Source organism: Pseudomonas sp. ES1, from assembly GCF_050586605.1.
GTDB classification, from domain to species: domain Bacteria; phylum Pseudomonadota; class Gammaproteobacteria; order Pseudomonadales; family Pseudomonadaceae; genus Aquipseudomonas; species Aquipseudomonas sichuanensis.
In genome coordinates this window covers 63047-88617 of sequence record NZ_JBOBDM010000004.1, presented here as the reverse complement: position 1 = coordinate 88617, position 25571 = coordinate 63047, and the positions used below count along the sequence as shown (strand labels likewise).

The 25571-nt window shown below is 62.7% G+C and carries 29 protein-coding genes; 10 read left to right on the top strand and 19 right to left on the bottom strand.

Features of this window, described 5'->3' with window-relative positions; translation table 11 throughout:
* Positions 1-5 precede the first annotated feature (5 nt).
* Both ACQ4N9_RS03145 and grxD read left to right on the top strand, forming a co-directional pair.
* Entirely contained in the window at positions 6-2114 is a 2109-nt protein-coding gene (locus ACQ4N9_RS03145; RefSeq protein WP_390969471.1) for a molybdopterin oxidoreductase family protein, read from the top strand.
* Positions 2115-2205: 91 nt separating this feature from the next.
* The gene (gene grxD, locus ACQ4N9_RS03140) at positions 2206-2541 is read left to right on the top strand and encodes a Grx4 family monothiol glutaredoxin (protein WP_110995142.1); all 336 of its coding nucleotides are present in this window, start codon (positions 2206-2208) and stop codon (positions 2539-2541) included.
* Positions 2542-2703: 162 nt separating this feature from the next.
* On the opposite strand, the gene bfr is transcribed toward grxD, so the two are convergent.
* Together bfr and ACQ4N9_RS03130 are read right to left on the bottom strand one after the other, a co-directional pair.
* Positions 2704-3177 (bottom strand): bacterioferritin, encoded by a 474-nt coding sequence (gene bfr / locus ACQ4N9_RS03135; protein WP_390969469.1) that lies wholly within the window; start codon positions 3175-3177, stop codon positions 2704-2706.
* A 201-nt stretch (positions 3178-3378) separates the two neighbouring features.
* Positions 3379-3600: a bacterioferritin-associated ferredoxin gene (locus ACQ4N9_RS03130; RefSeq protein WP_390969467.1), complete on the bottom strand. Its 222-nt coding sequence runs from the start codon at positions 3598-3600 to the stop codon at positions 3379-3381.
* A 214-nt stretch (positions 3601-3814) separates the two neighbouring features.
* On the opposite strand from ACQ4N9_RS03130, the gene ACQ4N9_RS03125 reads away from it, so the two are divergent.
* Positions 3815-4417 carry a peroxiredoxin gene (locus ACQ4N9_RS03125; RefSeq protein ID WP_023629028.1) on the top strand — a complete coding sequence of 201 codons (603 nt, stop codon included), beginning with the start codon at positions 3815-3817 and terminating at the stop codon, positions 4415-4417.
* A 135-nt stretch (positions 4418-4552) separates the two neighbouring features.
* On the opposite strand, the gene rnt is transcribed toward ACQ4N9_RS03125, so the two are convergent.
* Positions 4553-5227 carry a ribonuclease T gene (gene rnt, locus ACQ4N9_RS03120; RefSeq protein ID WP_110995145.1) on the bottom strand — a complete coding sequence of 225 codons (675 nt, stop codon included), beginning with the start codon at positions 5225-5227 and terminating at the stop codon, positions 4553-4555.
* Complete coding sequence (gene pyrC / locus ACQ4N9_RS03115) at positions 5224-6270, bottom strand: dihydroorotase (protein WP_125462854.1); 1047 nt, start codon at positions 6268-6270, stop codon at positions 5224-5226. Before pyrC ends, rnt begins: the two co-directional genes overlap by 4 nt.
* Positions 6271-6400: 130 nt before the next feature.
* Between pyrC and ACQ4N9_RS03110 the strand changes: the two genes are divergently transcribed.
* On the top strand, positions 6401-7372 hold the full coding sequence (locus tag ACQ4N9_RS03110; RefSeq protein ID WP_430932166.1) for a flagellar protein MotY: 972 nt from the start codon (positions 6401-6403) through the stop codon (positions 7370-7372).
* A gap of 128 nt (positions 7373-7500) precedes the next feature.
* Complete coding sequence (locus tag ACQ4N9_RS03105) at positions 7501-8718, top strand: argininosuccinate synthase (protein WP_110995148.1); 1218 nt, start codon at positions 7501-7503, stop codon at positions 8716-8718.
* 47 nt (positions 8719-8765) lie between these two features.
* On the opposite strand, the gene ACQ4N9_RS03100 is transcribed toward ACQ4N9_RS03105, so the two are convergent.
* The gene (locus tag ACQ4N9_RS03100; RefSeq protein ID WP_390969462.1) at positions 8766-9305 is read right to left on the bottom strand and encodes a hypothetical protein; all 540 of its coding nucleotides are present in this window, start codon (positions 9303-9305) and stop codon (positions 8766-8768) included.
* Positions 9306-9680: 375 nt separating this feature from the next.
* Here ACQ4N9_RS03100 and ACQ4N9_RS03095 point away from each other — a divergent pair, with 375 nt between their 5' ends.
* Entirely contained in the window at positions 9681-10307 is a 627-nt protein-coding gene (locus tag ACQ4N9_RS03095) for a response regulator transcription factor (protein ID WP_110995496.1), read from the top strand.
* Positions 10308-10348: 41 nt separating this feature from the next.
* On the opposite strand, the gene ACQ4N9_RS03090 is transcribed toward ACQ4N9_RS03095, so the two are convergent.
* From ACQ4N9_RS03090 to metG, 7 genes are all read right to left on the bottom strand, one after another.
* Positions 10349-10525 carry a PA3496 family putative envelope integrity protein gene (locus ACQ4N9_RS03090; RefSeq protein ID WP_167409855.1) on the bottom strand — a complete coding sequence of 59 codons (177 nt, stop codon included), beginning with the start codon at positions 10523-10525 and terminating at the stop codon, positions 10349-10351.
* A gap of 104 nt (positions 10526-10629) precedes the next feature.
* The gene (gene nth / locus ACQ4N9_RS03085) at positions 10630-11268 is read right to left on the bottom strand and encodes an endonuclease III (protein ID WP_125857630.1); all 639 of its coding nucleotides are present in this window, start codon (positions 11266-11268) and stop codon (positions 10630-10632) included.
* A gap of 4 nt (positions 11269-11272) precedes the next feature.
* Complete coding sequence (locus ACQ4N9_RS03080; protein WP_390969459.1) at positions 11273-11797, bottom strand: Rnf-Nqr domain containing protein; 525 nt, start codon at positions 11795-11797, stop codon at positions 11273-11275.
* Complete coding sequence (locus ACQ4N9_RS03075) at positions 11790-12404, bottom strand: RnfABCDGE type electron transport complex subunit G (protein WP_390969457.1); 615 nt, start codon at positions 12402-12404, stop codon at positions 11790-11792. The genes ACQ4N9_RS03080 and ACQ4N9_RS03075 overlap by 8 nt, the downstream gene beginning before the upstream one ends.
* Complete coding sequence (locus tag ACQ4N9_RS03070; RefSeq protein ID WP_390969455.1) at positions 12401-13375, bottom strand: RnfABCDGE type electron transport complex subunit D; 975 nt, start codon at positions 13373-13375, stop codon at positions 12401-12403. Before ACQ4N9_RS03070 ends, ACQ4N9_RS03075 begins: the two co-directional genes overlap by 4 nt.
* Positions 13376-13387: 12 nt before the next feature.
* The gene (locus tag ACQ4N9_RS03065) at positions 13388-13936 is read right to left on the bottom strand and encodes an Rnf-Nqr domain containing protein (RefSeq protein ID WP_390969453.1); all 549 of its coding nucleotides are present in this window, start codon (positions 13934-13936) and stop codon (positions 13388-13390) included.
* A gap of 87 nt (positions 13937-14023) precedes the next feature.
* Positions 14024-16063: a methionine--tRNA ligase gene (gene metG, locus ACQ4N9_RS03060; protein WP_390969451.1), complete on the bottom strand. Its 2040-nt coding sequence runs from the start codon at positions 16061-16063 to the stop codon at positions 14024-14026.
* A gap of 158 nt (positions 16064-16221) precedes the next feature.
* On the opposite strand from metG, the gene apbC reads away from it, so the two are divergent.
* Positions 16222-17316, top strand: a complete 1095-nt coding sequence (apbC, locus tag ACQ4N9_RS03055) for an iron-sulfur cluster carrier protein ApbC (protein ID WP_125462864.1) — start codon at positions 16222-16224, stop codon at positions 17314-17316.
* Positions 17317-17544: 228 nt separating this feature from the next.
* Here the strand turns inward: apbC and ACQ4N9_RS03050 are convergent, their stop codons facing one another.
* Positions 17545-17754 (bottom strand): cold-shock protein, encoded by a 210-nt coding sequence (locus ACQ4N9_RS03050; protein ID WP_016488765.1) that lies wholly within the window; start codon positions 17752-17754, stop codon positions 17545-17547.
* A gap of 339 nt (positions 17755-18093) precedes the next feature.
* Here ACQ4N9_RS03050 and dcd point away from each other — a divergent pair, with 339 nt between their 5' ends.
* Together dcd and ACQ4N9_RS03040 are read left to right on the top strand one after the other, a co-directional pair.
* Positions 18094-18660: a dCTP deaminase gene (gene dcd / locus ACQ4N9_RS03045; protein ID WP_003258001.1), complete on the top strand. Its 567-nt coding sequence runs from the start codon at positions 18094-18096 to the stop codon at positions 18658-18660.
* A gap of 98 nt (positions 18661-18758) precedes the next feature.
* A complete protein-coding gene (locus ACQ4N9_RS03040) occupies positions 18759-18989 on the top strand; it encodes a hypothetical protein (protein WP_110995504.1) in 231 nt (76 codons plus the stop codon).
* 31 nt (positions 18990-19020) lie between these two features.
* Here ACQ4N9_RS03040 and ACQ4N9_RS03035 read toward each other — a convergent pair whose 3' ends face one another.
* From ACQ4N9_RS03035 to ACQ4N9_RS03010, 6 genes are all read right to left on the bottom strand, one after another.
* Complete coding sequence (locus tag ACQ4N9_RS03035) at positions 19021-20136, bottom strand: succinylglutamate desuccinylase/aspartoacylase family protein (RefSeq protein WP_390969447.1); 1116 nt, start codon at positions 20134-20136, stop codon at positions 19021-19023.
* Between the two features lie 220 nt (positions 20137-20356).
* Positions 20357-22792 (bottom strand): penicillin acylase family protein, encoded by a 2436-nt coding sequence (locus ACQ4N9_RS03030; protein WP_390969445.1) that lies wholly within the window; start codon positions 22790-22792, stop codon positions 20357-20359.
* A gap of 188 nt (positions 22793-22980) precedes the next feature.
* Positions 22981-23184 carry an SEC-C metal-binding domain-containing protein gene (locus tag ACQ4N9_RS03025; RefSeq protein ID WP_012313055.1) on the bottom strand — a complete coding sequence of 68 codons (204 nt, stop codon included), beginning with the start codon at positions 23182-23184 and terminating at the stop codon, positions 22981-22983.
* A 7-nt stretch (positions 23185-23191) separates the two neighbouring features.
* Positions 23192-23668 carry an LEA type 2 family protein gene (locus tag ACQ4N9_RS03020; protein WP_390969443.1) on the bottom strand — a complete coding sequence of 159 codons (477 nt, stop codon included), beginning with the start codon at positions 23666-23668 and terminating at the stop codon, positions 23192-23194.
* A 2-nt stretch (positions 23669-23670) separates the two neighbouring features.
* On the bottom strand, positions 23671-24147 hold the full coding sequence (locus tag ACQ4N9_RS03015) for a YchJ family protein (RefSeq protein ID WP_390969441.1): 477 nt from the start codon (positions 24145-24147) through the stop codon (positions 23671-23673).
* Positions 24148-24151: 4 nt separating this feature from the next.
* Positions 24152-24646, bottom strand: coding sequence for a DUF6231 family protein (locus ACQ4N9_RS03010; protein ID WP_390969439.1), 495 nt, complete (start codon positions 24644-24646; stop codon positions 24152-24154).
* A 159-nt stretch (positions 24647-24805) separates the two neighbouring features.
* Between ACQ4N9_RS03010 and ACQ4N9_RS03005 the strand changes: the two genes are divergently transcribed.
* On the top strand, positions 24806-25495 hold the full coding sequence (locus tag ACQ4N9_RS03005; RefSeq protein ID WP_390969437.1) for an OmpA family protein: 690 nt from the start codon (positions 24806-24808) through the stop codon (positions 25493-25495).
* The last annotated feature ends 76 nt before the right edge of the window (positions 25496-25571 follow it).

Sequence of the window (25571 nt, the reverse complement as noted above, 5' to 3'; positions counted from 1 at the left end):
CGGCCATGACCAAGACCCTGCATCACCGAGCCTGTCACCTGTGCGAGGCCATTTGCGGCCTGAACATCGAAGTGACCCACGAAGCCGACGGCCGGGCGCGTATCAGCTCGATCAAGGGCGACCCGCAGGACCCGTTCAGCCGTGGGCATATCTGCCCCAAGGCCGTCGCCCTGCAGGATATCCAGGAAGACCCCGACCGCCTGCGCCAGCCCCACAGGCGTATCGGCGACCAGTGGCAGCCGATCGGCTGGGACGAGGCGTTCACCCTCGCCGCCGAGCGCCTCTGGGCGGTGCAGCAGGCCCACGGGCGCAACGCCGTCGCGGTGTACCAGGGCAACCCCAGCGTGCACAACTATGGGCTGATGACCCACAGCAACTATTTCCTCGGCCTGCTCAAGACCCGCAACCGCTTCTCTGCAACCTCGGTCGACCAGTTGCCGCAGCATCTGACCAGCTATCTGATGTATGGCCATGGCTTGCTGCTGCCGATCCCGGACATCGATCACACCCGCTTCATGTTGATACTCGGCGGCAATCCGCTGGCTTCGAACGGCAGCATCATGACGGTGCCGGATGTGGAGAAGCGGCTGAAAGCACTGAAGGCCAGGGGCGGGCGCCTGGTGGTGGTCGACCCGCGGCGTAGTGAGACGGCGGCGATGGCCGATCAGCACCTGTTCATCCGCCCCGGTGGCGATGCGGCGCTGCTGGCTGCGCTGCTGCATACCCTTTTCGCAGAGGACCTGGCCCGCGGATCGCACTTGCCTGTCAACGGGCTGGATCAGGTACGCCAGGCCATTGCGCCGTTCGATGCCGAGGCGATGAGCGGGCTCTGCGGCATCCCGGCGCAGGACATTCGCCAGCTGGCCCGGGATTTCGCGGCCGCAGGCCAAGCCGTTTGCTATGGCCGGATGGGGGTTTCCACCCAGGCCTTCGGTTCGCTGTGCCACTGGCTGGTGCAACTGATCAACCTGGTCACCGGCAACCTCGACCGCGAAGGCGGTGCTCTCTGTACCGAACCTGCGGTGGACCTGGTGGCCAGCACGTCGGGCGGGCATTTCAACCAATGGCAGAGCAGGGTCTCGGGCCTGCCGGAATATGGCGGCGAACTGCCGGTGTCTGCCCTGGCCGAAGAGATCCTCGAGCCGGGTGAAGGGCAGATACGGGCGCTGGTGACCGTCGCTGGCAACCCGGTGTTGTCCACGCCCAACGGGCGGCGTCTGGATGATGCCCTGGCCGGGCTCGAGTTCATGCTCAGCATCGACTTGTACATCAACGAGACCACCCGCCATGCCGACCTGATCCTCCCCTCGACTTCGGCGCTGGAGAATGATCATTACGATTCCACCTTCAACCTGCTGGCGGTACGCAACGTGAGCCGTTTCAACCGGGCGATCCTGGCCAAGCCCGAGGGGGCATTGCACGACTGGGAGATTTTCGTCGGCCTGGCCAAGGCTTTTGCTGCGCGCGCCCAGGCCGAGCTGAAGGCGACGCTGCCGCCGGCGCAGATGATCGATTACGCGCTGCGCAAGGGGCCTTATGGTGATGGGTCAACCTGGAAGCTGTCGCTGCAAACCCTCGACCAGCATCCCCATGGCCTCGACCTGGGGCCGCTGACGCCGAACCTCGCTGATCGCTTGGGGACCGCCAGCCAGGCGGTCGAAGCTGCCCCAGTGGCCCTGCTCGAAGACCTGCAACGGCTTGCCCGGCAATTGCCGCCGGAACCTGGCCAGCTGTTGCTGATCGGCCGGCGTCATGTGCGCAGCAACAACTCGTGGATGCACAACTTCCATCGGCTGGTAAAAGGCAAGCCGCGCCATCAGTTGCTGATGCACCCGCTCGACTTGCACCAGCGCCAACTGCAGGACGGCCAGACGGTACGCGTGCGTTCACGCACCGGTGTGCTCGAAGTGCAGGTCCAGGCCAGCGAGGAGATGATGCCGGGGGTGGTCAGCCTGCCCCATGGCTACGGGCATGGGCGCCAGGGCGCTCAGTTGCAGGTGGCCAGCGCGCAACCGGGGGTGAGTGCCAATGACCTGACCGACGAGCGCCTGCGTGATGGTGTTTCCGGCAATGCGGCACTGAATGGCGTGCCGGTGCAGGTGGAGGCCGCATAAGGCCCGGCAAGGCCGAGCATGCCGCTCGGGTTTCCGATACAATGCGTCACCGTGCCGACGACCATGTCGGAAAGTTCAGCCGAGGTGCTTCATGGATATCATCGAAACAATCAAAGAGCAGATCGCCAACAACACCATTCTGCTTTACATGAAAGGCTCGCCGAATGCCCCGCAGTGCGGCTTTTCGGCCAAGGCATCGCAAGCGGTGATGGGTTGCGGCGAGAAGTTCGCCTACGTCGACATCCTGCAGAACCCGGAAATCCGCGCCAACCTGCCCAAGTACGCCAACTGGCCGACTTTCCCGCAACTGTGGGTGGCCGGTGAGCTGGTCGGCGGTAGCGACATCATGCTGGAAATGTTCGAAAAGGGTGAGCTGCAGGCCCTGATCAAGGACGCGGCTGCCAAAGCCAAGGCTTCCGAGGCCTGATTCCAGCGTTATCTCGCCGGAATGCAAAAGCCCCGCCTATGCGGGGCTTTTTGTTTTCTGATGATTTTTCGCGTGCCCCCTGTAGGAACGGCACAAGGCCGCTCCTACACACCCCAATAAAAAGCCCCGCACTTGGCGGGGCTTTGGCGTATCTGGCGATCGTTATTCTTCGCCCATCTGCGACTGCAGGTAGTTCTCGATGGTGATCTTGTCGATCAGGCCCAGCTGGGTTTCCAGCCAGTCGATGTGTTCTTCCTGGTCTTCGAGGATGTCTTCGAGCACATCGCGCGAGCCGAAGTCGCCTGCAGTTTCACAGTGGGCGATGGCGGCTTTCAGGTCGGCGTGGGCCTTTTGCTCAAGCTTCAGGTCGCAATCGAGCATCTCTTTGGTGTGCTCGCCGATCATCAGCTTGCCCAAGTCCTGGACATTGGGGATGCCTTCGAGGAAGAGGATGCGCTTGATCAGCTTGTCCGCGTCCTTCATCGCCTGGATGGATTCTTTGTACTCGAATTTGCCGATCTTGTTCAGGCCCCAATCTTCGTACATGCGTGCGTGCAGGAAGTACTGGTTGATTGCGACCAGCTCGTTTCCGAGGATCTTGTTGAGATGCTGGATGACGCTTACGTCGCCTTTCATGATGGGGTCCTGCCCTGTAGAAGTTGAGCCAATGAAAACAAGTCTGAGCCCGACAACTACCTATGTCAAACCTAAGTTATTGAATAATAAGTGAAAATTAATCGGAATAAGAATGTTTGTGAACCGCGTTCGAGCGCTAACTTATTGAATTTCAGGCATAAAAAAACCGGGCACTAGGCCCGGTTCTTCGAAATTCATTTTTTACGCCGCGTTAAATTCAACGGGGTAGGGCAGCGCAGCCTGTTGGCTGAGCTGCAGCTCGGTCAGCGTCTCACGCACCACCTGCTTGGCGAGGCAGGCGCATTTACCGCACTGGCTGGCGACGTTGGTGACGGCTCGAACGTCCTTGTAGCTGCAGCATCCTTCGTAGATCGCATCGCGGATCTGTCCATCGGTGACACCGACACAGAGACACACATACATAAAGGCTGACCATTACGGTTGGATTCGATGGGTTGGAGAGTAATGGTAATGAGAATGCTTGTCAAAGCACTTCCTGAAAGGGCCGCCCTTGAGCGACCGGTGGTAGAGATTCGGCCTGTCACCAGAAGCCGTGTATGATGGTCGGCCTTTGCCGGATCCGGGGGAACTCATTCCGCCCGGGCAAGGTTCTTCACCCCTCATCAGGAGAAATCGAATGAGCGTACTCGTTGGTAAACAAGCCCCTGACTTCACCGTTCCAGCCGTGCTGGGCAATGGCGAAATCGTCGACAGCTTCAACCTGGCCTCGGCCATCAAAGGCAAGTACGGCCTGGTGTTCTTCTACCCGCTGGACTTCACCTTCGTCTGCCCGTCCGAGCTGATCGCCCTGGACAATCGTATCCCTGACTTCCAGGCTCGCAACGTGGAAGTGATCGGCGTGTCGATCGACTCGCACTTCACCCACAACGCCTGGCGTAACACCCCGGTCAACAACGGCGGCATCGGCCAGGTCAAGTACACCCTGGCAGCCGACATGACCCACGAAATCTGCAAGGCCTACGACGTCGAGTCCGAAGGCGGCGTGGCCTTCCGTGGCGCCTTCCTGATCGACACCAACGGTGTTGTCCGTTCGCAGATCGTCAACGACCTGCCGCTGGGCCGCAACATGGACGAGCTGCTGCGCCTGGTTGACGCCCTGCAGTTCCACGAAGAGCACGGCGAAGTCTGCCCGGCCAACTGGAAAAAAGGCGACAAGGGCATGAACGCTTCGCCGGAAGGCGTTGCCGCTTACCTGAGCGAGAACGCTGGCAAGCTGTAATTTGCCAAGCGCATAAAAAAACCGGCCCTGGTGGCCGGTTTTTTTTGTCTCAAGTTTCAAGCTGCAAGCCACAAGTGAAAAGCCTGGCGCATATAGGCTGCTCTTTCTTGTCGCTTGAAGCTTGAAGCTTGAGGCTTAGTCGTTGAAATCGCGCCAGCCGCCCATTTCTTTCCAGCGGTTGACGATGCCGCAGAACAGCTCGGCAGTTTTCTCGGTGTCGTAGCGTGCCGAGTGCGCCTCGCGGCCATCGAAGTCGATGTCGGCGCTCTGGCAGGCCCGTGCCAGCACGGTCTGGCCGTACGCCAGGCCGGCAAGTGTTGCGGTGTCGAAGCTGGAGAACGGGTGGAAGGGGTTGCGCTTGAGGTCATTGCGCGCCACCGCGGCATTGAGGAAGCCCAGGTCGAAGCTGCTGTTGTGCCCGACCAGGATTGCCCGTTTGCAGCCGTTGGCCTTGAGCGCCTTGCGCACGCCACGGAAGATGTCGGTAAGCGCACTTTCCTCGCTCACCGCCATGCGCAGTGGGTGGTCCAGCTTGATCCCGGTGAACTCCAGCGCTGCCTGTTCGATGTTGGCGCCTTCGAAGGGTTCGACCCGGAAGAAGTAGGTGTGCTCGGGGAACAGGAAGCCCTTCTCGTCCATGCCGATGGTCACTGCGGCGATTTCCAGCAGGGCGTCGGTGGCGCTGTTGAAGCCGCCAGTCTCGACATCCACCACTACCGGCAGATAACCACGGAAACGTTCGGCCATCGGATGGCGCGAACCGCTGCTGACCTGGCTGTCCTGATCGTCGTCGTAGAGGTCTTCGCTCACGCGTTGTCCTCCAGCAGGCGCCAGCGCAGTTTTTCACCAGCGCGCAGCGGGATCACGGTGTTGTCGCCGAACGGCAGACTGGCGGGTGCCGTCCACTCTTCGCGCACCAGGGTGATGGTGTCGGTGTTGCGCGCCAGGCCGTAGAAGTCCGGGCCATGCTTGCTGGCAAAGCCTTCGAGCTTGTCCAGCGCGTTACGCTGCTCGAATGCCTCGGCATACATCTCGATGGCGGCATAGGCGGTGTAGCAGCCAGCGCAGCCGCAGGCGGCTTCCTTGGCGTGCTGGGCATGGGGGGCGGAGTCGGTGCCGAGGAAGAACTTCGGGTTGCCGCTGGTGGCCGCGTCCAGCAGCGCCACCTGGTGGGTGTTGCGCTTGAGGATCGGCAGGCAATAGAAGTGCGGGCGGATACCGCCGACCAGCATGTGGTTGCGGTTGTACAGCAGGTGCTGGGCGGTAATGGTCGCGCCGACGTTGGCCGCAGCCTCGGTGACGAATTGCGCGGCGTCACTGGTGGTGATGTGCTCGAAGACCACTTTCAGCGTGGGGAAACGCTCGACCAGGCGGCGCATGTGCTCGTCGATGAAGCGCTTCTCACGGTCGAACACGTCGATCTCGCTACGCGTCACTTCGCCATGCACCAGCAGTGGCAGGCCGGTCTCGGCCAGGGCCTCGATCGCCGGGAAGATGTTGTCGATGCTGGTCACGCCGGAATCGGAGTTGGTGGTGGCACCGGCCGGGTACAGTTTGGCGGCGTACACGATACCGCTGGCCTTGGCCGCGCGGACATCTTCGGCACTGGTACGGTCGGTGAGGTAGAGCACCATCAGCGGCTCGAAGCGGCTGCCGGCCGGACGCGCGGCGAGGATGCGCTCACGGTAGGCGCCAGCTTCGGCGGCGTTGCGCACCGGGGGCACGAGGTTGGGCATGATGATGGCACGGGCGAAGGTGCGCGCCACGTCGCCAACGGTATGTGGCAAGACGGCACCATCGCGCAGATGGATGTGCCAGTCGTCGGGGCGCAGGAGGGTCAGGCGATCGGACATTGGGGATTCCAGGCGGGTCGAACTCAGAAGCCAATGCTACCGGAAAACCCTTGGGCGAGCACGGCTATCAAGTTTTCCAGCCAGCGTCCGATAGCGTTGATGTAAGCCGTCAGAATCTGTGGAGCCGCCCGTGCGCCAGCGTTACCTAGCCCTGTTCACCCTTGTCGCCAGCCTGCCGGCGGGGGCACTCACCTTCCAGACCCGCATGGAGCATGTCGCCTGGAAAGTCGAGGGTGACCAGTTCGAATGCCGTCTGGTGCAACCGATCGATGGTTTCGGCAGTGGTGAGTTCGTGCGCCGTGCCGGCGAGCTGCCGACGTTCCAGCTGCGCTCCGCAAGCAACGTGCTCGGTGCCGGATCCGCCACACTGTTGGCGGCCGCTGCACCCTGGCAGCCAGGCCGTGGCGACATCAATCTGGGGGCTGTGCGCATGGGCCGCACGGGGGTGCTGTTCACGTCCTCGCAAGGCCAGGCCAGCCGCTTGATCAATGGCTTGCTTGATGGGCGCAGCACGGTGGTGCGCCATTATGCAGGCGAAGGCGGGCGAGCCATGGAAGTGCGGGTGCTGCCGGTCAGTTTCGCCAAGGCCTACAGTGACTATCAGCGCTGCGCGAGCACGCTGCTGCCGATGAATTATGATCAGATTCGCCAGACCCAGGTCGGCTTCCCCGGCACTGGCTTCGAGCTGGACAGCTCGGCGCGTGCACGCCTGGACCTGATTCTGGACTATATGAAGGCCGACCCGACGGTCAATCACATCGAGCTTGACGGTCATTCCGACAACAGCGGCAACCGTCTGACCAACCGTGACGCATCGCGCCGTCGTGCCCTGGCAGTGGCCGAGTACTTCAAGGCCCATGGCATTGCTGAAGAACAGATCACCGTGCGCTTCCATGGCGAGCGCTACCCCCTGGCCAAGAACAACAGTGCCGCCAACCGTGCGCGTAACCGTCGTGTCAACATCCAGCTCGATCGGGTGACCCCTGTCGAGAAGCCGGTTCCGGCTGCAGCCCCGGCCGTTCCCGCTGCAGCGCCTGCGCCAGCGGCCACCACCGCGCCGGCAGCCGTACCGGCCCAACAGGCACCCGCGAAGCAGGGCTGAGTGCGACCACTGGTCGCGCTGTCGACAGTTCCTGTCGCTTTGTCGTCACAAGCTGTCGCCCCACTGTAATTTTTGCGGCAAGGTCGTTAGAATCGAAGGCTTTCCGTACAACCCCGTGGAGTGATGGCATGGCGGACGTAAAAAAGGTCGTACTGGCGTATTCCGGCGGCCTTGATACTTCGGTGATTCTCAAGTGGCTGCAGGACACTTACAACTGCGAAGTGGTGACCTTCACCGCTGACCTGGGTCAGGGCGAAGAGGTCGAGCCGGCCCGCGCCAAAGCCCAGGCAATGGGCGTTAAAGAAATCTACATCGATGACCTGCGCGAAGAATTCGTGCGTGACTTCGTGTTCCCGATGTTCCGCGCCAACACCGTCTACGAAGGCGAGTACCTGCTGGGTACGTCCATCGCTCGTCCGCTGATCGCCAAGCGCCTGATCGAAATCGCCAACGAAACCGGCGCCGACGCCATTTCCCACGGTGCTACCGGCAAGGGTAACGACCAGGTGCGTTTCGAGCTGGGTGCCTACGCGCTCAAGCCAGGCGTCAAGGTCATCGCCCCATGGCGTGAGTGGGACCTGCTGTCCCGCGAGAAGCTGATGGACTATGCCGAGAAGCACGGCATCCCGATCGAGCGCCACGGCAAGAAGAAGTCGCCGTACTCGATGGACGCCAACCTGCTGCACATCTCCTACGAAGGCGGTGTCCTGGAAGATACCTGGACCGAGCACGAAGAAGACATGTGGAAATGGAGCGTCTCCCCTGAGAACGCCCCGGACCAGGCTACCTACATCGAGCTGACCTACCGCAACGGTGACATCGTTGCCATCGACGGCGTCGAGAAGTCCCCGGCCACAGTGCTGGCCGACCTCAACCGCATTGGCGGTGCCAACGGCATCGGCCGCCTCGACATCGTCGAGAACCGCTACGTCGGCATGAAGTCCCGCGGCTGCTACGAAACCCCTGGTGGCACCATCATGCTCAAGGCCCACCGTGCCATCGAGTCGATCACCCTGGACCGCGAAGTCGCTCACCTGAAAGATGAGCTGATGCCGAAGTATGCCAGCCTGATCTACACCGGCTACTGGTGGAGCCCGGAGCGTCTGATGCTGCAGAAGATGATCGACGCCTCGCAGGTGAACGTGAATGGTGTGGTTCGCCTGAAGCTGTACAAGGGCAACGTCGTGGTTGTCGGTCGCAAGTCGGACGACTCGCTGTTCGACGCCAACATCGCCACCTTCGAAGAAGATGGCGGCGCCTACAACCAGGCCGACGCTGCCGGCTTCATCAAGCTCAATGCACTGCGCATGCGCATTGCGGCCAACAAAGGCCGTTCGATGCTCTGAGCATCCAGCTGAAAAGAACCCGGCCCAGGCCGGGTTTTTTTTTGCCGTCATTCAGGGGCTTCGGCCTGTTCGAACGGCAGTTCGCTGTCCTCGTGCATGGGGCCGGCCGAGAGATGAAAACAAGCCCGGGTGTCGAGGTTGTACAGGACCCAGCGGCGAGTGGAGGTGTGTGGGCGATCGATCATGCGCAACACATGGCGCTCGAACATCTTGCGGCTGTCTGGGCCGGAGATGGCAATGATCATGGCAGCTTCGCTTTCACTGATGTGCACCGGGGGTGGGTTGAGCGGTGCTTGCGTCTCTTTGGTCGCCGGCGTGACAGCTTGGTTGGGCGCTGTTGCTGGTTGAGCAGTGTTCGGGTAGTTGAGCGTTGGGTCATGGTGCTCAGGCGCGAATAACGACCCGGTATTGAAGTTGAGTGTGAGGAAGAACAACACCGTCAGGAAGAAGGGGAAGCCTACGAGGAACCAGGTGTAGATGGTCTGGCTTTCCTCGCTCAGGAATGGCAGCGAAGCCAGGGCGGAGGCTTCGGTGACGCCGGCGAAGACGGCGATGAGCGTCAATGGGCTGAATGATGGATTGTTCATGATGGGCGCCTGGGCATGCTTTGCTCATCAGTAGCCTGATTTTGAACACAGAGTAAGTGTGAGTATTTCCTTTATGGAAGTCTCTGGCCATTTATTTATCGGTGTTCCGATGTCTTGTCCGAATAGTAGAAATTTCCTGCGTTAAGTGTAATGCCTCTACGCTTGGAGCTCGATTAGTAGGGTGCTAACTTGCACACGGCTACATCTATTCAGGGATGCATAAAGTTCTGCGAAATAACCGCGCGTAGGAATATTCCTCAAAAAGAGTAGGCGTCTTCCTTTGATGCATCTGCCAAGGAAACCATCGCACGAATAATCGTTATGCTCGGTTGTGCTAGGGCATCAAAACTAAAATAACGCAATAATGGATATCGCATGAACAAAGTGCTGATCGTGGATGATCACCCGGTCATTCGGCTGGCGGTACGCATGCTGATGGAACGGCATGGATACGAGGTGATGGCGGAAACCGACAACGGGGTAGATGCCTTGCAGCTAACGCGCGAGCATCTGCCAGACATTGTCATTCTGGATATTGGAATTCCCAAGCTGGACGGGCTCGAGGTCATTGCCCGAATGACCTTGGCAAGCCCGGCAAGCAAGGTGCTGGTGTTGACCTCGCAGGCGCCGGGCCATTTTTCGATGCGCTGCATGCAGGCGGGGGCTGCGGGGTATGTCTGCAAGCAACAGGAGTTGACCGAGTTGCTAAGTGCAATCAAGGCCGTGCTGTCAGGGTACAGTTACTTCCCCAATCAGGCACTGCACAAGGGGCGCACAGGCGTCGGTGGCGGAAGCGAAGTTGAAATGGTCGAACGTCTTTCCGGCAGGGAAATGATGGTGCTGCAGCAACTTGCACGAGGAAAGACCAACAAGGAAATTGCCGATAGCATGTTTCTCAGCAACAAGACCGTGAGCACTTACAAAACCCGGTTGCTGCTCAAACTCAATGCGCGCTCATTGGTTGATCTCATCGAGCTGGCCCAGCGGCACGGTCTGGCCTGAACCAGCAAAAGCCTCCATCAGGAGGCTTTTTCATGCCTGGGTTACAGGTCGTAATCGAAATCGGCCAGCTGCTTCTGCAGGCGCCGCTCTTCCAGCATATTGTCGATGGTCCGGCGCTTGCTGAGGTTGGTCTTGGCCACTTCGGGCTGCGGCTCAGCGTCTTCTTCTGCGTTTTGAAACTCGTCGTCGATAGCCAGGTCTTCTTTATCGGTGCTCATGCGTCACTCCAAGCCAAAGGGCCATTGGCCGTCCTTATAGCGGGATTCACCGAGCGGGTAAAAAAGATTTTTTCAATCGTATTGCCAGTGTTTTTGCTATTGCCTCAATCGTCCGATGTCTTGTGCCTGTATTCGCACAGGTCCTCGATACGGCAGCTACCGCAGCGAGGCTTGCGCGCCTGGCAAACGTAACGACCGTGCAGGATCAGCCAGTGATGGGCGTCGAGCAGGTAATCCTTGGGCACGAACTTGAGCAGCTTCTTCTCCACCTCCAGCACGGTCTTGCCCGGTGCGATGCCGGTACGGTTGCTCACCCGGAAGATATGGGTGTCAACGGCCATCGCCAGTTGCCCGAAGGCCGTGTTGAGGACGACGTTGGCGGTTTTGCGGCCAACCCCGGGCAATGCTTCGAGCGCCTCACGGGTTTCTGGCACCTCGCCGCCATGCTGTTCGACCAGCAGTCGGCAGGTCTCGATGACGTTCTTGGCCTTGCTGTTGTACAGCCCGATGGTCTTGATGTATTCGCTCAGCCCATCCACCCCCAGTGCATGAATGGCTTCGGGCGTGTTGGCGATGGGGAACAGGCGTGCAGTTGCCTTGTTGACGCCGACATCGGTTGCTTGCGCCGAGAGAATCACCGCAATCAGCAGTTCGAAGGGGGTGGTGTAGGCCAGCTCGGTCTTGGGCTCGGGGTTGTCTTCATGCAGCCTGCGAAAAATCTCCAGGCGTTTAGCGGCATTCATGGGGTCAACGCGTTCCTTGACGATGTGCAGTGGTGGGCTCGGGGCGTAGCTGATTGTACAAGCCCAGAAGCAGGCCGAGCAGTATCAGTGCACCGGGCGCCAGATGAGTAATGTGTAGCCCTGGGATATCGGCCAGGGCCTGACGGCTGCTAGCCAAAGCCAGGCCAGCCACTGCCATGCCCGCAAGGCCGATGAGCAGTGAATGCCAGCGGCCGGTTTGTGGTAACAGGCGCTCGACGGCCAGGCATTGCAGGGCCAGTAATGCGGGAAAGTGGCCAAGTTCAAGTGCCATCGGCAACGCCCAGGCTTGCAGCCCCAACTGCAGGCAACTGGCGAGCGCTGCGGCCAGCACCATGGACATCCACACGTGCATGGCAGGTAGCAGATGGCTGCGTAACCCAGCCATGAGCAGTTGGTGCAGCAGTATCAATACGCTCATGCAGAGCAGCATCGTCGAGGCCTGGAAGACCGACCCGGTCGTGCCGATCAAGGGCGCCAGGCAAACGCTCAGCAACCAGTACCTATTCATATTGGTCCTCCCCGAGCAACGCGGTGCGGTGTTGATCGAAGTAGCGCAGCGCATCCTGCACCGCGTCGATCACTGCCCGCGAGGTGACTGTCGCGCCAGCCAGTTGGTCGAACGCGCCCCGATCCCGCTTGAGCGCCCAGGCTTGCTCGGGCGGGTCGTCATGGGCCTTGCCGATAAACTGGTCCAGCCAATGCCGCGCGGGATCGACCAGTTGGTCGCCCAGCCCTGGGCTTTCCTGCTGGCGAAGTACGCGCAGCCCGGTCAGGCGACCATGATTGTCGATCGCGATGGCCAGCTCGATCGGCCCGGCGTACCCCGGCACCTCGCTGCGCAGCATGATGGCCACGGGGGTGTTGGCCAGGCTGGCGCGATAGCCCGCCAGCAGTCGACTGTGTTGCAACTGATTGTCGGCCAGCGCCAAAGGGGTCTGCAGCGGCTGGTTGTCGTAGCTGCCTGTTGGCAGCACAGTCAGCCACTCACGCTCTTGCACCCGGCGTTGGGCTTCCTGGATGGGGCCGGCGGTCCAGTGTTGCCAGGCAAGGCTGCCGGCCAGCGCCAGGGCAGTTACCGATGACAGCAGCAGTAGGCTGCGCGCGCGCCTGCTCATGTGGACACCGGTTGGCGTCGCTGGGCCCAGCGGTCCAACGCCGGAGCGCAGAGGTTCATCAGCAGGATCGCAAAGGCTGTCCCGTCCGGCACGCTGCCCCAGGTACGCAGCAGGTAGATCAGCCAACCTGCTCCGATACCGAACAACAGGCGGGCCAGCGGAGGTTTACAGCCGGAGATGGGCTCGGTGCAGATGAAGAACGCTGCCAGCATGGTTGAGCCAGAGAACAGGTGCAGCAAAGGTGAACCATTGGAGTCGGAGCCCGACCCATTCCACGCCAGCAGGCTGAACAGCAGCAGCCCACCGAGCAAGCCCGCCGGGGCGTGCCAGCTGAACACCTTGCGCTGCAACAGGAACAGCCCGCCCAGCAGGAATGCCAGGTTCACCCATTCGCTGCCTCGCCCGCCCAGCGTGCCGAAGGCCGGATGCGTTGCAAACAACTCATCGATGGTCAGGCTGCGATTGTGTCGCAGGGCATCCAGTATCGTCGGGCTGGCCCAGGCGTCGATCTGCTCGCTGGCAGTAAAGCTCAGGTGCAGGCTGTCGAGCAGGCCAGGCGTTTGGCCGGGCCAGTGATTCATCTGCAGCGGGAAACTCAGCAGGGCAAAGGCATAGCCGACCATCGCCGGGTTGAACAGGTTGCGCCCGACGCCGCCGAAGGCCTGTTTGCCCAAGCCTATGGCAACGCTGGCTGCTGCCACCGGCAGCCACCAGGGTGCCTGGCTGGGCAATGCAACCGCCAGCAGCACCGCGCTGACCAATGCGCTGCCATCCTCCAGCGCCGGCCGTATCGCTTGCCCGCGCCAGGTCAGCAGCAGTGCCTCTGTAGCCAGAGCGGCAATGGCGCACAGCAGCAGGTTGATCAATACCCCCCAACCATGCAGCCAGAACAGCGCCAGCAAACCCGGCACGCAGGCCAAAAGCACCAGGCCCATGGCGTTGCGCAGGCGCGGGTCAGGCAGTAGTGGCATGGGTATGCAGGCTCATTGTGTGAATAGTCCGCTAAGGCCGGAGAGCGCCATGGCCATCACGCCAGCGCCGATCAGCTCGATGGGCAAGCCACGCAGGGCTGCCGGAACATCCGCATGGCGGCTGCGTTCGCGCAGGTCGGCGAACAGTAGCAGGGCTAGCCAGAACCCCAATCCGCCTGTCACGCCCCAGGCCAGCGCTTGCCACACGCTGCTGCCATCGCTGCCGAGTTGCAACAGCAAGCCTAGCACCGCGACATTGCCCAGCAGCAGCCCTTGCAGGCCTTCCACAGGCCAGCCAGGTCGTACACGGCGCAGCAGTTGCGGCAGGCCCCAGGCGAGTATCGCCAACAGCGGCAAAAGGAGGAACAGGCGCAAGGCCTGCAATTGCAGCGGGGCAAGCAGGTGCTGCTGGAGCAGCAGCCCGGCGGGCAGGCCGATCAAGATCAACAGCGCGCTGCACAGGCCGAGTGCTTGCAGGCGATCGCGCTCGATCGGGTCGGGTTGCAACATCAGGTTGTTGACCAGCGCAGCGCTGACCAGGACCAGGATGTAGTCGCTCATGAAATGCCTGCCGCCTGAGGATGCCGTGATTATCCGGCAGCGGCCGCTGGATGGAAATGCCCCGGCCAGTTGGCCGGGGCAGGGGCGTTACTTGATACGCTGGCCGGGCTTGGCGCCGCTGTCCGGGCTCAGCAGGTAGATCTCTTCGCCACCAGGGCCGGCCGCCATGACCATGCCCTCGGAGATGCCAAAACGCATCTTCCGTGGTTTGAGGTTGGCCACCATCATGGTCAGGCGCCCTTCCAGCTTGCTTGGGTCGGGGTAGGCCGACTTGATGCCGGAGAACACGTTGCGCTGCTCGTCACCGATGTCCAGGGTCAGGCGCAACAGCTTGTCGGCACCTTCGACGGACTCGGCCTTGACGATCAGTGCCACGCGCAGATCGACGGCGGCAAAGGTGTCGAACTCGATTTCGGCCGACAGCGGGTCCTTGGTCAGTTCGCCGTTGCCGGCTGGGGCCTGGGCTTGCGAGGCCAGCAGGTCTTCCTTGCTGGCGGCGACCATGGCCTCGACCTTGGCCGGCTCGATGCGGCTCATCAACGCCTTGAACGGGTTGAGCTTGTGGTTTTCCAGGCGCGACAGGTGGTCGTTCCAGGCCAGCGGGGCGACGTTGAGGAACGCCTCGGCATCGGCGGCCAGCAGCGGCAGAACCGGCTTGAGGAAGATCACCAGCTGACGGAACAGGTTGATGCCCTGGGCGCAGATGGCCTGGACTTCATCCTGCTTGCCTTCCTGCTTGGCCAGCGACCACGGCGCCTTGTCGGCGATCCAGGCGTTGGCGCGGTCGGCCAGGGCCATGATTTCGCGCATGGCACGGGCGAAGTCGCGGCCTTCGTAGGCTTCAGCGATCGACGGCGCGGCGGCGAGGAAGGCCTCGGTCAGCTCGGGGGCGGCATCGCCGGCAACCATCACGCCGTCATTGCCTTTGTGGATGAAGCCGGCGCAACGGCTGGCGATGTTGACCACCTTGCCGACCAGGTCGGAGTTGACCTTCTGCACGAAGTCCTCGAGGTTCAGGTCGAGGTCGTCGACGCCGCGGCCCAGCTTGGCGGCATAGTAGTAGCGCAGGTATTCCGGCTGCAGGTGGTCGAGGTAGGTGCGCGCCTTGATGAAGGTGCCGCGCGACTTGGACATCTTGGCGCCGTTGACGGTCAGGTAGCCGTGCACGTTGACGGCGGTCGGCTTACGGAAGCCCGAGCCTTCAAGCATGGCTGGCCAGAACAGGGCGTGGAAGTTGACGATGTCCTTGCCGATGAAGTGGTACAGCTCGGCCTTGGAGCCTTCGTTCCAGAACGCGTCGAAGTCCAGTTCCGGGCGGCGCGCGCACAGGTTCTTGAAACTGGCCATGTAGCCGATCGGCGCATCCAGCCACACGTAGAAGTACTTGCCAGGCTCGCCCGGGATTTCGAAGCCGAAGTACGGCGCATCGCGGGAGATGTCCCATTCCTGCAGGCCGGAGTCCAGCCATTCGGCCAATTTGTTGGCCACGGCGTCCTGCAACGTGCCGCTGCGGGTCCACTGCTGCAGCATGGCCTGGAAGTCGGGCAGCTTGAAGAAGAAGTGCTGCGAGTCGCGCAGCACCGGGGTGGCGCCGGAAATTGCCGACTTGGGGTTCTTCAGTTCGGTCGGGGCATAGGTGGCACCGCATTTTTCACAGTTGTCGCCGTACTGATCCTCGGCCGCGCACTTGGGGCAGGTGCCCTTGATGAAGCGGTCGGCGAGGAACATGCCCTTTTCCGGGTCGAAATACTGGGTGACCGAACGGGTGGCGATGTGGCCGGCGTCACGCAGGCGGCTGTAGATCATGCCCGACAGCTCGCGATTCTCTTCGCTGTGGGTGGAGTGGAAGTTGTCGAAATCGACCAGGAAATCGGCGAAGTCGCCGCTGTGCTCGGCCTGGACGTTGGCGATCAGTTGCTCCGGGGTGATGCCTTCCTTCTCCGCGCGCAGCATGATCGCCGAGCCGTGGGCATCGTCGGCGCAGACATAGATGCACTGGTTGCCGCGCAGCTTCTGGAAGCGAACCCACATGTCTGTCTGGATGTACTCGAGCATATGGCCAAGGTGAATGGAACCATTGGCATAGGGCAGGGCGCTGGTGACGAGAATCTGACGTGGCTCGGACATGGTGGCTCGGCTACTTATCTGGCTACGGGGTAAAAATGAGGGTGATCGGCCACTATAAAGGGCTGGCGAAGATATTTCACCTTGCGAACGCATCTGCTGACGATTGACGGGTTAGCATAGGCGCCTGTTTCGTATTCAGTTTGCCAATGGGAGCCTCCATGAGTGCCGTTACCCGTGCCGCCGTCGAAGGCGTGCTTCGCCAGTACACCGACCCCTACCTGAACCAGGATCCGGTCAGCGCCGGCTGCGTGCGCGCCATCGATATCCAGGGCGCGCAGGTCAGTGTGCAGTTGCAGCTGGGTTATGCCGCCGGCCTGTTCAAGGGTGGTTGGGCCCAGGTGCTGCAGACCGCGATCGAGAACCTCGATGGCGTTTCTTCGGCGCGTGTGACCATCGATTGCGTGATCGCCACCCATAAGGCCCAGGCCCAGGTGCCGGCCATGGCCAATGTGAAGAACATCGTGGCTGTTGCCTCGGGCAAGGGCGGGGTAGGCAAGTCGACCACCGCAGCCAACCTGGCCCTGGCGCTGGCGCGGGAGGGCGCGCGAGTCGGCATCCTCGACGCTGACATCTACGGCCCTAGCCAGGGCGTGATGTTCGGTATCGCCGAAGGCACTCGCCCGCAGGTGCGCGAACAGAAATGGTTCGTGCCGATCAAGGCACATGGTGTTGAAGTGATGTCCATGGCTTTTCTCACCGATGACAACACACCGATGGTGTGGCGCGGCCCAATGGTTTCCGGTGCGTTATTGCAGCTGGTGACCCAGACCGCCTGGGATGACCTCGACTACCTGGTGATCGACATGCCGCCGGGCACTGGCGACATCCAGCTGACCCTGGCGCAGAAAGTGCCGGTGGCCGGCTCGGTAATCGTCACCACGCCGCAGGACCTGGCGCTGCTGGATGCGAAAAAGGGCGTGGAGATGTTCCGCAAGGTCAACATCCCGGTGTTGGGCGTGGTGGAGAACATGGCCGTGCACATCTGCTCCAACTGCGGCCATGCCGAGCACCTGTTCGGTGAAGGCGGTGGTGAGAAGCTGGCGGCCCAATATGGTGTCGAACTGCTGGCTTCGCTGCCGCTGTCGATGCTGATTCGCGAGCAGGCCGACAGCGGCAAGCCAACCGCGATTGCCGAGCCTGAAAGCCAGATCGCCATGGTCTATCAGGAGCTGGCGCGTCAGGTGGGGGCACGGATCGTATTGCAGGAAGCCGCCGCGCCGGCAATGCCGAGCATCACCATCAGCGAGGATTGATGCAGGCTGCTTCTAATGGAAAAGCGCTGACCAAGTGATTTACAACGTCTTCGTGGGAGCGGGCTTGCCCCGCGATACCGGCGCAGCCGGTGCCACCCATCGCGGGTCAAGCCCGCTCCCACGGAGTACTCCGAGCGACTGAGCAATCCGTCCCGCGAGATTTTTGAGCAGGCACAAAAAAACCCGCCAATGGCGGGTTTTTTCTGAAAGCTAGGAAGCGAGATCGACTTAGGCGATCTGAACTTCTTCAGCCTGCATGCCTTTCTGGCCGCGGGTAGCGACGAAAGTAACAGCTTGGCCTTCTTTCAGGGTTTTGAAGCCGTCAGCTTGGATGGCTTTGAAGTGCACGAACAGGTCGTCGCCCGACTGAGGGGTGATGAAGCCGTAGCCCTTCTCATCGTTGAACCACTTGACGGTACCGGATTGGCGATTGGACATTTTTCTGTCTCCTTGGACAAAGTTGATGGCGGCCAGGAAAGCCCCGACCGAGACTGAGTGCAAAGGAGCAGAAGGTGTCATGGAGATGGGCCGATCGTAAATCGTGCATCAAACAGATCTTCGGTGTCGCGTGCAGCACAGTGGCGACACCATAACCCACTTTCCCTGACCTGCCAATAACTGGTGAGAGGTTTGTCGTAATTCGGATCGGCGGCGGCTGCAGGCCCCGTCCGGCGGGCATTGCAGTGAGACTGTGGGATGCGACTTTGCCGCAGGCGCCGGGACCGGTAAGATGCGCAACACGATTTTTTCACCTTGCACTCTCAGGACACACCCGCCATGAGCATCAAATCGGACAAGTGGATTCGCCGCATGGCGCAGGAACACGGCATGATCGAACCCTTCGTCGAGCGCCAGGTGCGCGGCGAGCAGGACAGCCGGGTCATCTCCTTCGGTGTTTCCAGCTACGGCTACGACGTGCGCTGCGCCGACGAATTCAAGGTGTTCACCAACATCAACTCGGCCACCGTCGACCCGAAGAACTTCGACGCCGGCAGCTTCGTCGACATCAAGAGCGACGTCTGCATCATCCCGCCGAACTCCTTCGCCCTGGCCCGCACCGTCGAGTACTTCCGCATCCCGCGCGATGTGCTGACCATCTGCCTGGGCAAGAGCACCTATGCCCGTTGCGGCATCATCGTCAACGTCACCCCGCTCGAGCCTGAGTGGGAAGGCCATGTCACGCTGGAGTTTTCCAACACCACCACGCTGCCGGCGAAGATCTACGCCAACGAAGGCGTGGCGCAGATGCTGTTCCTGCAGTCCGACGAAGAATGCGAAGTCTCGTACAAGGACCGTGGCGGCAAGTACCAGGGCCAGCGCGGCGTCACCCTGCCACGTACCTGAGCCGACCAAGCGCGGGAATTGTTTGCCCGCTTGGCACTCCAACGAGATAGCAGTCCCGGCGCGCACGACGCGTGCCGGCTCTCGTCAGGAGCCGCTCCATGAAACTCGACCCCGCAATCAGCGCCAAGCTGGCGGTCCTGCAGCCGAATCAGGTCGGATTGCTGGCCTGGACGCTGCTGGCGCATCCGCCAATGCACCTGCAGGCCGGTGGCGTACCGCATCAGCCTGACCCTGATACCCCGCAACCGCCAGAGCCCGGCGAGCATCCGCCGATGGAACCGGGCGAGCCGACCCTGCCCGACGAACCACCGCCAGCCCCCGTGGCCTGACCCGTCCGCAGCGCCGTTTGGTTCTAGCGGATCAGTTGCCCAGCAGGTAGCCGCTGCGGCATACCTGCTCGCCAGCGACATGGGCGATCACCATGCCGGCCGTGGCCATGCGCCGCACACTGCGCGCATACAGCAGCCCTGCCTGGGTATTGCGCAGCGGGGTGACGCGGTCGCTGAGCGGGTCGATGACCTCGGCGATCAGCTGCCCCGCTTCCAGGTACTGCCCGGGTTTGGCGTGAAATACCAGCAGGCCGCCCAGCGGCGCAGTGACGGGCTCCACTGCTGCCAGCGGCGTCGCTGGCTGGCGCAGGGCCGGCAGCGGTGCAGGCTGTCCATCGATCACGCCGCTGTGGGTGAGGAAATCCACAATCGCCTGGCAGTCCTGGGTCGCCAGGGCATGGCTGACATCCGCCTGGCCGCGCAGCTCGATGGTCACCGAGAAGCTGCCCATGGGGATGGGAAAGCGCTTGCCGAAGCGCTGTTGCAACTGCCACCACACCAGGCTGAAGCACTCGTCGAACGACTGCCCGCCCGAGTCGGTGGCCAGCAAACTGGCCTGCACGCCCAGGTAGCGCGCCAGCGGTTCGACCTGAGGCCAGGCTTCCGGGGTGGTGTACAGGTGCTCGACGGCTTCGAAGTCGCAGTGCAGGTCGAGCACCATGTCGGCATCGCAGGCCAGGCGCTGAAGGGTCAGGCGCTGGGATTGCAATGGGGTATGGGCCGGGTGCGCGTCCAGGCCGCGACGCAGGTATTCGCGGATCAGCGCCAGATTGTGCGCAGGGTTGTCGTTCAGATGGCCTTCGATCTGGTCGCCGATGCTGTCCGACAAGTCGACGAAGTTGCGGTTGAAGTTCTCGCCGCTCTGCAGCTCGAAGCGCCCCAACGGGGCGTCCAGCAGCACCTGCTCCAGGCCCACCGGGTTGGCCACCGGTACCAGGATGATCTCGCGCCGTAGCCGGCCGTGCTGCTCCAGCTCCAGCAGGCGTTGCTTGAGGTGCCAGGCCACCAGCATGCCCGGCAGTTCGTCGGCATGCAGCGAGGCCTGGATGTACACCTTGTCGCCGCCGCGCGGGCCGAAGTGGAAACTGTGCAACTGGCGGGCGATGCCGGGCGCGGGGGACAGCAGGTCGTGGGTCGAATGGTGCATGGGGGTCCTGAAAAGGGCGGTCTGCGACCAGGGGCCGGGATGATGGATAGAAGCACAACTTGGCGCGCGCTGCATCTTTGCCCGGTTTCACACAACGCTTGCTGGTGCGTCCGGCCCATGACTCGGAAACAGTGAAGGTGCAGAGCTGGCAGTGGTCGCTGCTTGACCGCGCACCAATGAAAAAGCCGCCTGTCCAGGCGGCTTTTTCATTTCTGTCGGCTTACTTCCCCGGCACCAGCGTCAGTCGCTGGCTGCCATAAGCCCGCCCGAAGTTCTGCGGCTGCAGCGGCAAGCTCATGAAGCGCCCCTTGAACCAGGCATCCAGCCCGTCGCTGTAATGGCGGCTCGCCGGGTTGCCGGACTGGCCGCTGCTGGTCAGCAGTTGCAGCGGTTCGGCCTGGCCGAAGTCGACGATCATCCGCGCCGAGGCCGGCAGGCGGGTGTCGAAGTTGCTGCCCCAGGCGTAGGGCGTGAGTGCCAGCGTGCTGAAGTCACCGCCGGCCGCCATTGGCGAGCGGCTGAGGCTGTCGCCCAGGCCACGGTAGTGCGGTGCTGGCCAGCGATACTGGTGCAGCTTGCCCCACTGCCAGGCACGGCGGTCGGCGCCGAGCTGGGCGGTGCCGGTATCGATCGCCGCCGCCAGGCTACGGGCGAGGATGGCCGGTTTGTCTTCCTTCTGTGGCGTGCCACGGTCATCCCAGAACGGGCTGTCCTCGCGGCCCAACAGGTGGTCGGCCTGGGCCGAATAGGAGAGTTGGGCATTGCCGATGAACGCTTGCCAGGCCGGGCTCGACTCGGGGCCGAGGTCGTCAAGGAAGGTCTGCCGGGTAACTTCCTGGAGGAACAGCTCATACAGCGCGGCATCGGCCGACACCGGGCTCAGCCGGCCATCGAAGGCCTTGAGCCGGGCCAGGGCGTCGCGGGCCTTGTCGCGCTGGGCGGCGGGCAAGGCGTCGATGGCCTGTTTGAGTGGCAGGGCCATGCCGGGGGCATCGAACATCTGCTTGAGCTTGTCTGCCAGCAGCGTCACCTGGTCGTTCTGCAGGGCCATCAGGCTACGGCTGTCATGGCGGCCGTTGCCCGCCAGCTGAGCCAGGCGCTCGGCGCGTTCAGGGTAGTACCAGCTGCTCGACAGCTGCATGCCGTAGCCCTTGGGCTGGCTGCGTTGGTTGGCGTGGCCGATGAAGCCGGCGGCCGGGTCCTGATCGTAAGGGTGGAGCATGGCATCGGCGTAGCCATCCCAGTCATAGCGCCCGTCCCAGCCCGGCGAGGGCAGCAGCCCCTGGCCGTCGCGGCGGTTGGGGTAGCGGCCAGTGACTTGCCAGCCGATATGCTCGGGTTCGGCGAACACGAAGTTAAGGGCTGCAGCGCCGATTTCACGGGTGCTGTCGAAGGCCCGCTCGATGTTGCTGGCGCGGGTCAGGTCGAACAACGCGTCGAGGCTGCGATCGTCCTTGAGCTGCGGCAGGTGCAAGGCCAAGGCCAGGCTGCCGTGGCCCGGCAGCAGGGTGCCATGGCGGGTGTCATACAGCACTTCGCGTTGCGGGCGCTGGCCACGGACGAAGAAGGTCTCGCTGCGTGCGCGGGCTTGCTGCCATTTGCCGTCGGCCAGGTACGTCAGCTGGCTGCCCTGGCGGCGTACCTGTTCAAGGAACAGGTCCTGGTTGTCGGCCATCACCGCGCTGGCGCTCCACGCCACTTTACCGTTGTAGCCGGCCAGCACGATCGGCAGGCCCGGCAGCGAAAGGCCGGCGACCTGGTATTTACCGGTATGGATCTGCACCGGGCTCAGCGCCCAGGGCGCCCGGCTGTCGCTGGCCAGCAGGCTCTTGCCGCTGCGACTGCGTTGCGGCCCGAGGGCGAGGTTGGACGAGCCGGGGTTGCCGAGCAAGCCGAGGTCGGCCAGTTGCTGGCCGGCGGCGGCGAGCGAGGCAAGGCCCGGCAGCTGGCTGGCCAGGTTCAGGCCCTTGAGCTTGTCGACTTCGCTTTCGGCCAGGGCTTCGTCGGGCGCGCCGGGCAGCAGCCAGGCCAGCTTATCTGCGCCGACCTTCTGCGCCAGGGTCAGGGCCGAGAGCTCTTCCTGCAGGTTCACCGACTGGCTGAAGGCGTACAGGCTGAAGATCAGCGCCGAGTCCTCCGGTTTCCAGTACTCGGGGCGATAGCCGCTACGGGCCAGTTCGGCCGGCATCTTGTCGCGGTAGCGGAACAGGTAGGCGTTGACCCCTCGGGCATACACTTCGAAGAAGCGCTTGAGCCGCGGCGAGGCGTCGGCGTAGAGCTGGCCGGCGCTCTGCTTGAGGTTGGCGGCGCGCATCAGGCGGTCTATTTCCAGCGCCTCGGGGCCGGCCAGCTCGGCCAGGCGGCCTTGGGCCAGCAGGCGCAGGGTGACCATTTGTTCAATGCGGTCACCGGCATGGATATAGCCCAGGCTGAACAGGGCATCGTGGAAGTTGCTGCTTTCGATCAGCGGCGCACCCATGGCGTTGCGCCGCACTGAAACATTCTGCGCCAGGCCCTTGAGCGGCTGGACGCCGGTGGTCGGCGGTACGCTGTCCTGCATGCCGCCCATCTGGCAGCCAGTCAACGCAAGCATGCCAAGCATCGCGGCGGCGCTGCCGAAGCGGGGGCGGAAGGGAGGAAGGACGGGCGCGGCCATGACTAGGCTCCTGCAGGGCGTGGCGGGGTTTGGAAAGGCGCTAAGGTAGTGAGCGCGCAGTCGCCGTGCAAGGTGCGGGAGCGCTTTATTTACGAACGGCTTGCCGCCAGCTGCAAGCCTCAAGAAAAAGCCGGCATTGCACCGGCCCGTTTTATCTTGCGGCTTGCAGCTTGGCGCTCAGGGCTGCTTCAAGCGCCGTGGCACTTCTTGAATTTCTTCTCGCTGCCGCATGGGCACGGGTCGTTGCGACCGACGTCCTTCAGGGCATTGCGCACCGGCTCCTGGTGGCCGTGGTTGCAGTGCGGGCCATGCACATGGCCGTGGTCGTGATCGTGATGATGGTCGTGACCGTGGTTGCAGTCGGGGCCGTGAACATGGGGTTGCTGGGTCATTGCGGGATTACTCCGGTAGAAAATCGCCGGGCATTATCTCACCACTGCGCGACAAGTGCAGGTCCCGGGGGATGATCAGCCCGGTAGCCAGGTCGCCTTGCAGCCGGTAGTGCAGTGGTTGTTGGCTTTTGAGCAGTTTCGCCAGGGGCTTGAGGTGCTGCCAGAGGTTGGTCCGCGCGGTGATCTTGAAGGTGCGCCGGGCATGAGCGCCGACGCTGCGCCAGAGGCTGACATCCTCTTCGGCCAGCAGGATGTCACCCAGGTGTACCGCGTAGTGCAGGTTGCGAATGAACAGCCGGCTGTCGTTGGGGTTGATGACCTGCAGGTGCAGCACGAATTCTTGCTGGTGCAGGCGCATCCTGACCTTTTCCACCTTCACCAGGTGCACCTCTGGCTGGCGCCAGCTGTCGTCGCCCCAGCTGGCGCAGCCCGCCAGCCCGCTCAGTAGTAGAGCCAGCAGCATCAGGCGGGCGAGGGCGCGCATGTTCAGTTACCGAAATAGCTGGCGCAGCATTTCTTGAATTTCTGCCCGCTGGCGCAGGGGCAGGGATCATTGCGCCCGACTTTCAGTTCCACGGTCGGGTCGATGAAGTACCAGCGCCCGGCTTGCTGGACAAAGGCCGAGCGTTCGCGGTGCTGGTGATCGCCTTGGCTATCGTGCCAGCGTGCGGTGAAGGTAACGAAGGCATGCTCGGGCTGCCCGCCGAGCACCTCGGCGTTTTCCACCTCGAGCCCCAGCCAGGTGCTTTGCGCGCTCCAGGCCGCCATGCCGGCGCGGTCCAGGCCGGCCTGCTGGGCCGGCAGCGTGGTGCCGACCAGGTAATCCATCAGCCCCAGCACGTAGGCGCTGTAGCGCGAGCGCATCAGCGTCTGCGCATCCGGTGCCGGGGTGCCGGCGTGATAATGCCCGCAGCAGGCGTCGAGCAGGTTGCCGCTGCCGCAAGGGCAGACCGAGACACTCATCGAGTCACCACCAGTACTTGCCGAAATTTTGTGGGTTGGCCCAGAACTTCGCATTAAGCCAGTCCGGCACCTGTTTGTAGTCATGCAGATCATAGGTGAACAGGCTGAGCACCTGTTCGTCGCGTTGGAATTTCTCGCTGGCCGACAGCGCCAGCGAGAAAAAATCGGTGTCGTGCCAGCCGCAGGCGCCCAGGTCGGCGAGTACCGCGACCTTGCTGGCATTGAGGTTGCGAATGCCGCCAAGCAGCTCCAGGCCACTGCGTTTGGGCAGGTGTTCAAGGCAGTCCACCAGCAACGCCAAGTCGAAGCGCTGGGCGGCCAGGCCGGTCGGCAATGGGCCGGGTGAGGCGACTTCTATGAGGGTGTCCGGGTGCTCTGCGGCGAAGGCGTCCAGGGCCGGGAAACGCGTGCCCACCAGCAGCAGCTTGTGTGGCGTGAAGCGCTCGAGCAGGGCGGCCAGGGCCTGCTGTGGCGTGCGTTGTGAGAAAGCGTCGGTCATTGCCATTCCTCGTTCAGGTCGCTCAAGACTAACGGCCCCGGCCCGCCTGGCATAGAGGCACGGCGCCACGTCGTGGCTTATTGCTGGCAGAGCGAGAAACAGCGGTCTTTACTTCCAGAGCATCGGTTTTGCACCGATTCCCCTAGGAGAAGCAACAAGATGAGCATAGTACGCACAGCGATACCCCTGGTCCTGCTCACCAGTGTGTTGACTGGTTGTGCAGGTTTGCAAAAAACCGACTGGCCGAAGTGTGCTGCCGTCGGGGGTGTAGGCGGCGCGGCCTTGGGCGCCATCGAGAGCTCCAGCTGGGCTGGCTGGGGTGCATTGCTCGGTGGCGGCCTGGCGGCCGGTTACTGCTGGGCCCACGGCGATGGCGACGAGGACGGCGATGGTGTGCCGGACAGCCGCGACAAGTGCCCAGGCACGCCGCGCGGGGTCCAGGTCGATGCCAACGGCTGCCCGCCACCACCACCGGTGGTCGAGGAGGTCGTGGTACAGAAGGAAGAAGTCATCGTCATCCGCGATGTGCGCTTCGAGTTCGACTCGGCACGCCTCACCGCCACCGACAAGGAGCGCCTCAATACCATTGCCACGCGCCTTAAGCAGGAGGCCCCGAGCGCCCGCCTGAGCGTTACCGGCCATACCGACAGCGTCGGTTCCGACCGCTACAACCAGAAGCTTTCCGAGCGCCGTGCCCATTCGGTGACCGATTATCTGGTCGAGCAAGGCGTACCGCGCAGCAGCTTCGTTTCGGTCGTGGGTGCCGGCGAGTCCCAACCTGTGGCTGACAACGCCACGGCTGACGGGCGCGCCATGAACCGCCGTACCGAGATCAAGATCCAGCGTTGACGGCCCTGCGCCCGCGCCTTGAGAAGTGGCGCGGGCGCGTCTTTACTCCTGGGTGACCGGTAGCGGCCGGTGACAC

What these genes read in the sequence shown, in the direction of transcription:
- ACQ4N9_RS03090 (WP_167409855.1), bottom strand. Translation starts at nt 10,525, where the DNA reads ATGAGCACCGATAAAGAAGACCTGGCTATCGACGACGAGTTTCAAAAC.
- ACQ4N9_RS03065 (WP_390969453.1), bottom strand. Translation starts at nt 13,936, where the DNA reads ATGAGCGACTACATCCTGGTCCTGGTCAGCGCTGCGCTGGTCAACAAC.
- ACQ4N9_RS03040 (WP_110995504.1), top strand. Translation starts at nt 18,759, where the DNA reads ATGAAACTCGACCCCGCAATCAGCGCCAAGCTGGCGGTCCTGCAGCCG.
- metG (WP_390969451.1), bottom strand. Translation starts at nt 16,063, where the DNA reads ATGTCCGAGCCACGTCAGATTCTCGTCACCAGCGCCCTGCCCTATGCC.
- nth (WP_125857630.1), bottom strand. Translation starts at nt 11,268, where the DNA reads ATGAATGCCGCTAAACGCCTGGAGATTTTTCGCAGGCTGCATGAAGAC.
- ACQ4N9_RS03015 (WP_390969441.1), bottom strand. Translation starts at nt 24,147, where the DNA reads ATGAGTGTCTCGGTCTGCCCTTGCGGCAGCGGCAACCTGCTCGACGCC.
- ACQ4N9_RS03080 (WP_390969459.1), bottom strand. Translation starts at nt 11,797, where the DNA reads ATGAATAGGTACTGGTTGCTGAGCGTTTGCCTGGCGCCCTTGATCGGC.
- ACQ4N9_RS03005 (WP_390969437.1), top strand. Translation starts at nt 24,806, where the DNA reads ATGAGCATAGTACGCACAGCGATACCCCTGGTCCTGCTCACCAGTGTG.
- bfr (WP_390969469.1), bottom strand. Translation starts at nt 3,177, where the DNA reads ATGAAAGGCGACGTAAGCGTCATCCAGCATCTCAACAAGATCCTCGGA.
- ACQ4N9_RS03070 (WP_390969455.1), bottom strand. Translation starts at nt 13,375, where the DNA reads ATGCCACTACTGCCTGACCCGCGCCTGCGCAACGCCATGGGCCTGGTG.
- ACQ4N9_RS03095 (WP_110995496.1), top strand. Translation starts at nt 9,681, where the DNA reads ATGAACAAAGTGCTGATCGTGGATGATCACCCGGTCATTCGGCTGGCG.
- grxD (WP_110995142.1), top strand. Translation starts at nt 2,206, where the DNA reads ATGGATATCATCGAAACAATCAAAGAGCAGATCGCCAACAACACCATT.
- ACQ4N9_RS03130 (WP_390969467.1), bottom strand. Translation starts at nt 3,600, where the DNA reads ATGTATGTGTGTCTCTGTGTCGGTGTCACCGATGGACAGATCCGCGAT.
- ACQ4N9_RS03035 (WP_390969447.1), bottom strand. Translation starts at nt 20,136, where the DNA reads ATGCACCATTCGACCCACGACCTGCTGTCCCCCGCGCCCGGCATCGCC.
- apbC (WP_125462864.1), top strand. Translation starts at nt 16,222, where the DNA reads ATGAGTGCCGTTACCCGTGCCGCCGTCGAAGGCGTGCTTCGCCAGTAC.
- ACQ4N9_RS03050 (WP_016488765.1), bottom strand. Translation starts at nt 17,754, where the DNA reads ATGTCCAATCGCCAATCCGGTACCGTCAAGTGGTTCAACGATGAGAAG.
- ACQ4N9_RS03075 (WP_390969457.1), bottom strand. Translation starts at nt 12,404, where the DNA reads ATGAGCAGGCGCGCGCGCAGCCTACTGCTGCTGTCATCGGTAACTGCC.
- ACQ4N9_RS03010 (WP_390969439.1), bottom strand. Translation starts at nt 24,646, where the DNA reads ATGACCGACGCTTTCTCACAACGCACGCCACAGCAGGCCCTGGCCGCC.
- ACQ4N9_RS03125 (WP_023629028.1), top strand. Translation starts at nt 3,815, where the DNA reads ATGAGCGTACTCGTTGGTAAACAAGCCCCTGACTTCACCGTTCCAGCC.
- ACQ4N9_RS03025 (WP_012313055.1), bottom strand. Translation starts at nt 23,184, where the DNA reads ATGACCCAGCAACCCCATGTTCACGGCCCCGACTGCAACCACGGTCAC.
- ACQ4N9_RS03145 (WP_390969471.1), top strand. Translation starts at nt 6, where the DNA reads ATGACCAAGACCCTGCATCACCGAGCCTGTCACCTGTGCGAGGCCATT.
- ACQ4N9_RS03020 (WP_390969443.1), bottom strand. Translation starts at nt 23,668, where the DNA reads ATGCGCGCCCTCGCCCGCCTGATGCTGCTGGCTCTACTACTGAGCGGG.
- ACQ4N9_RS03100 (WP_390969462.1), bottom strand. Translation starts at nt 9,305, where the DNA reads ATGAACAATCCATCATTCAGCCCATTGACGCTCATCGCCGTCTTCGCC.
- ACQ4N9_RS03030 (WP_390969445.1), bottom strand. Translation starts at nt 22,792, where the DNA reads ATGGCCGCGCCCGTCCTTCCTCCCTTCCGCCCCCGCTTCGGCAGCGCC.
- pyrC (WP_125462854.1), bottom strand. Translation starts at nt 6,270, where the DNA reads ATGTCCGATCGCCTGACCCTCCTGCGCCCCGACGACTGGCACATCCAT.
- dcd (WP_003258001.1), top strand. Translation starts at nt 18,094, where the DNA reads ATGAGCATCAAATCGGACAAGTGGATTCGCCGCATGGCGCAGGAACAC.
- ACQ4N9_RS03105 (WP_110995148.1), top strand. Translation starts at nt 7,501, where the DNA reads ATGGCGGACGTAAAAAAGGTCGTACTGGCGTATTCCGGCGGCCTTGAT.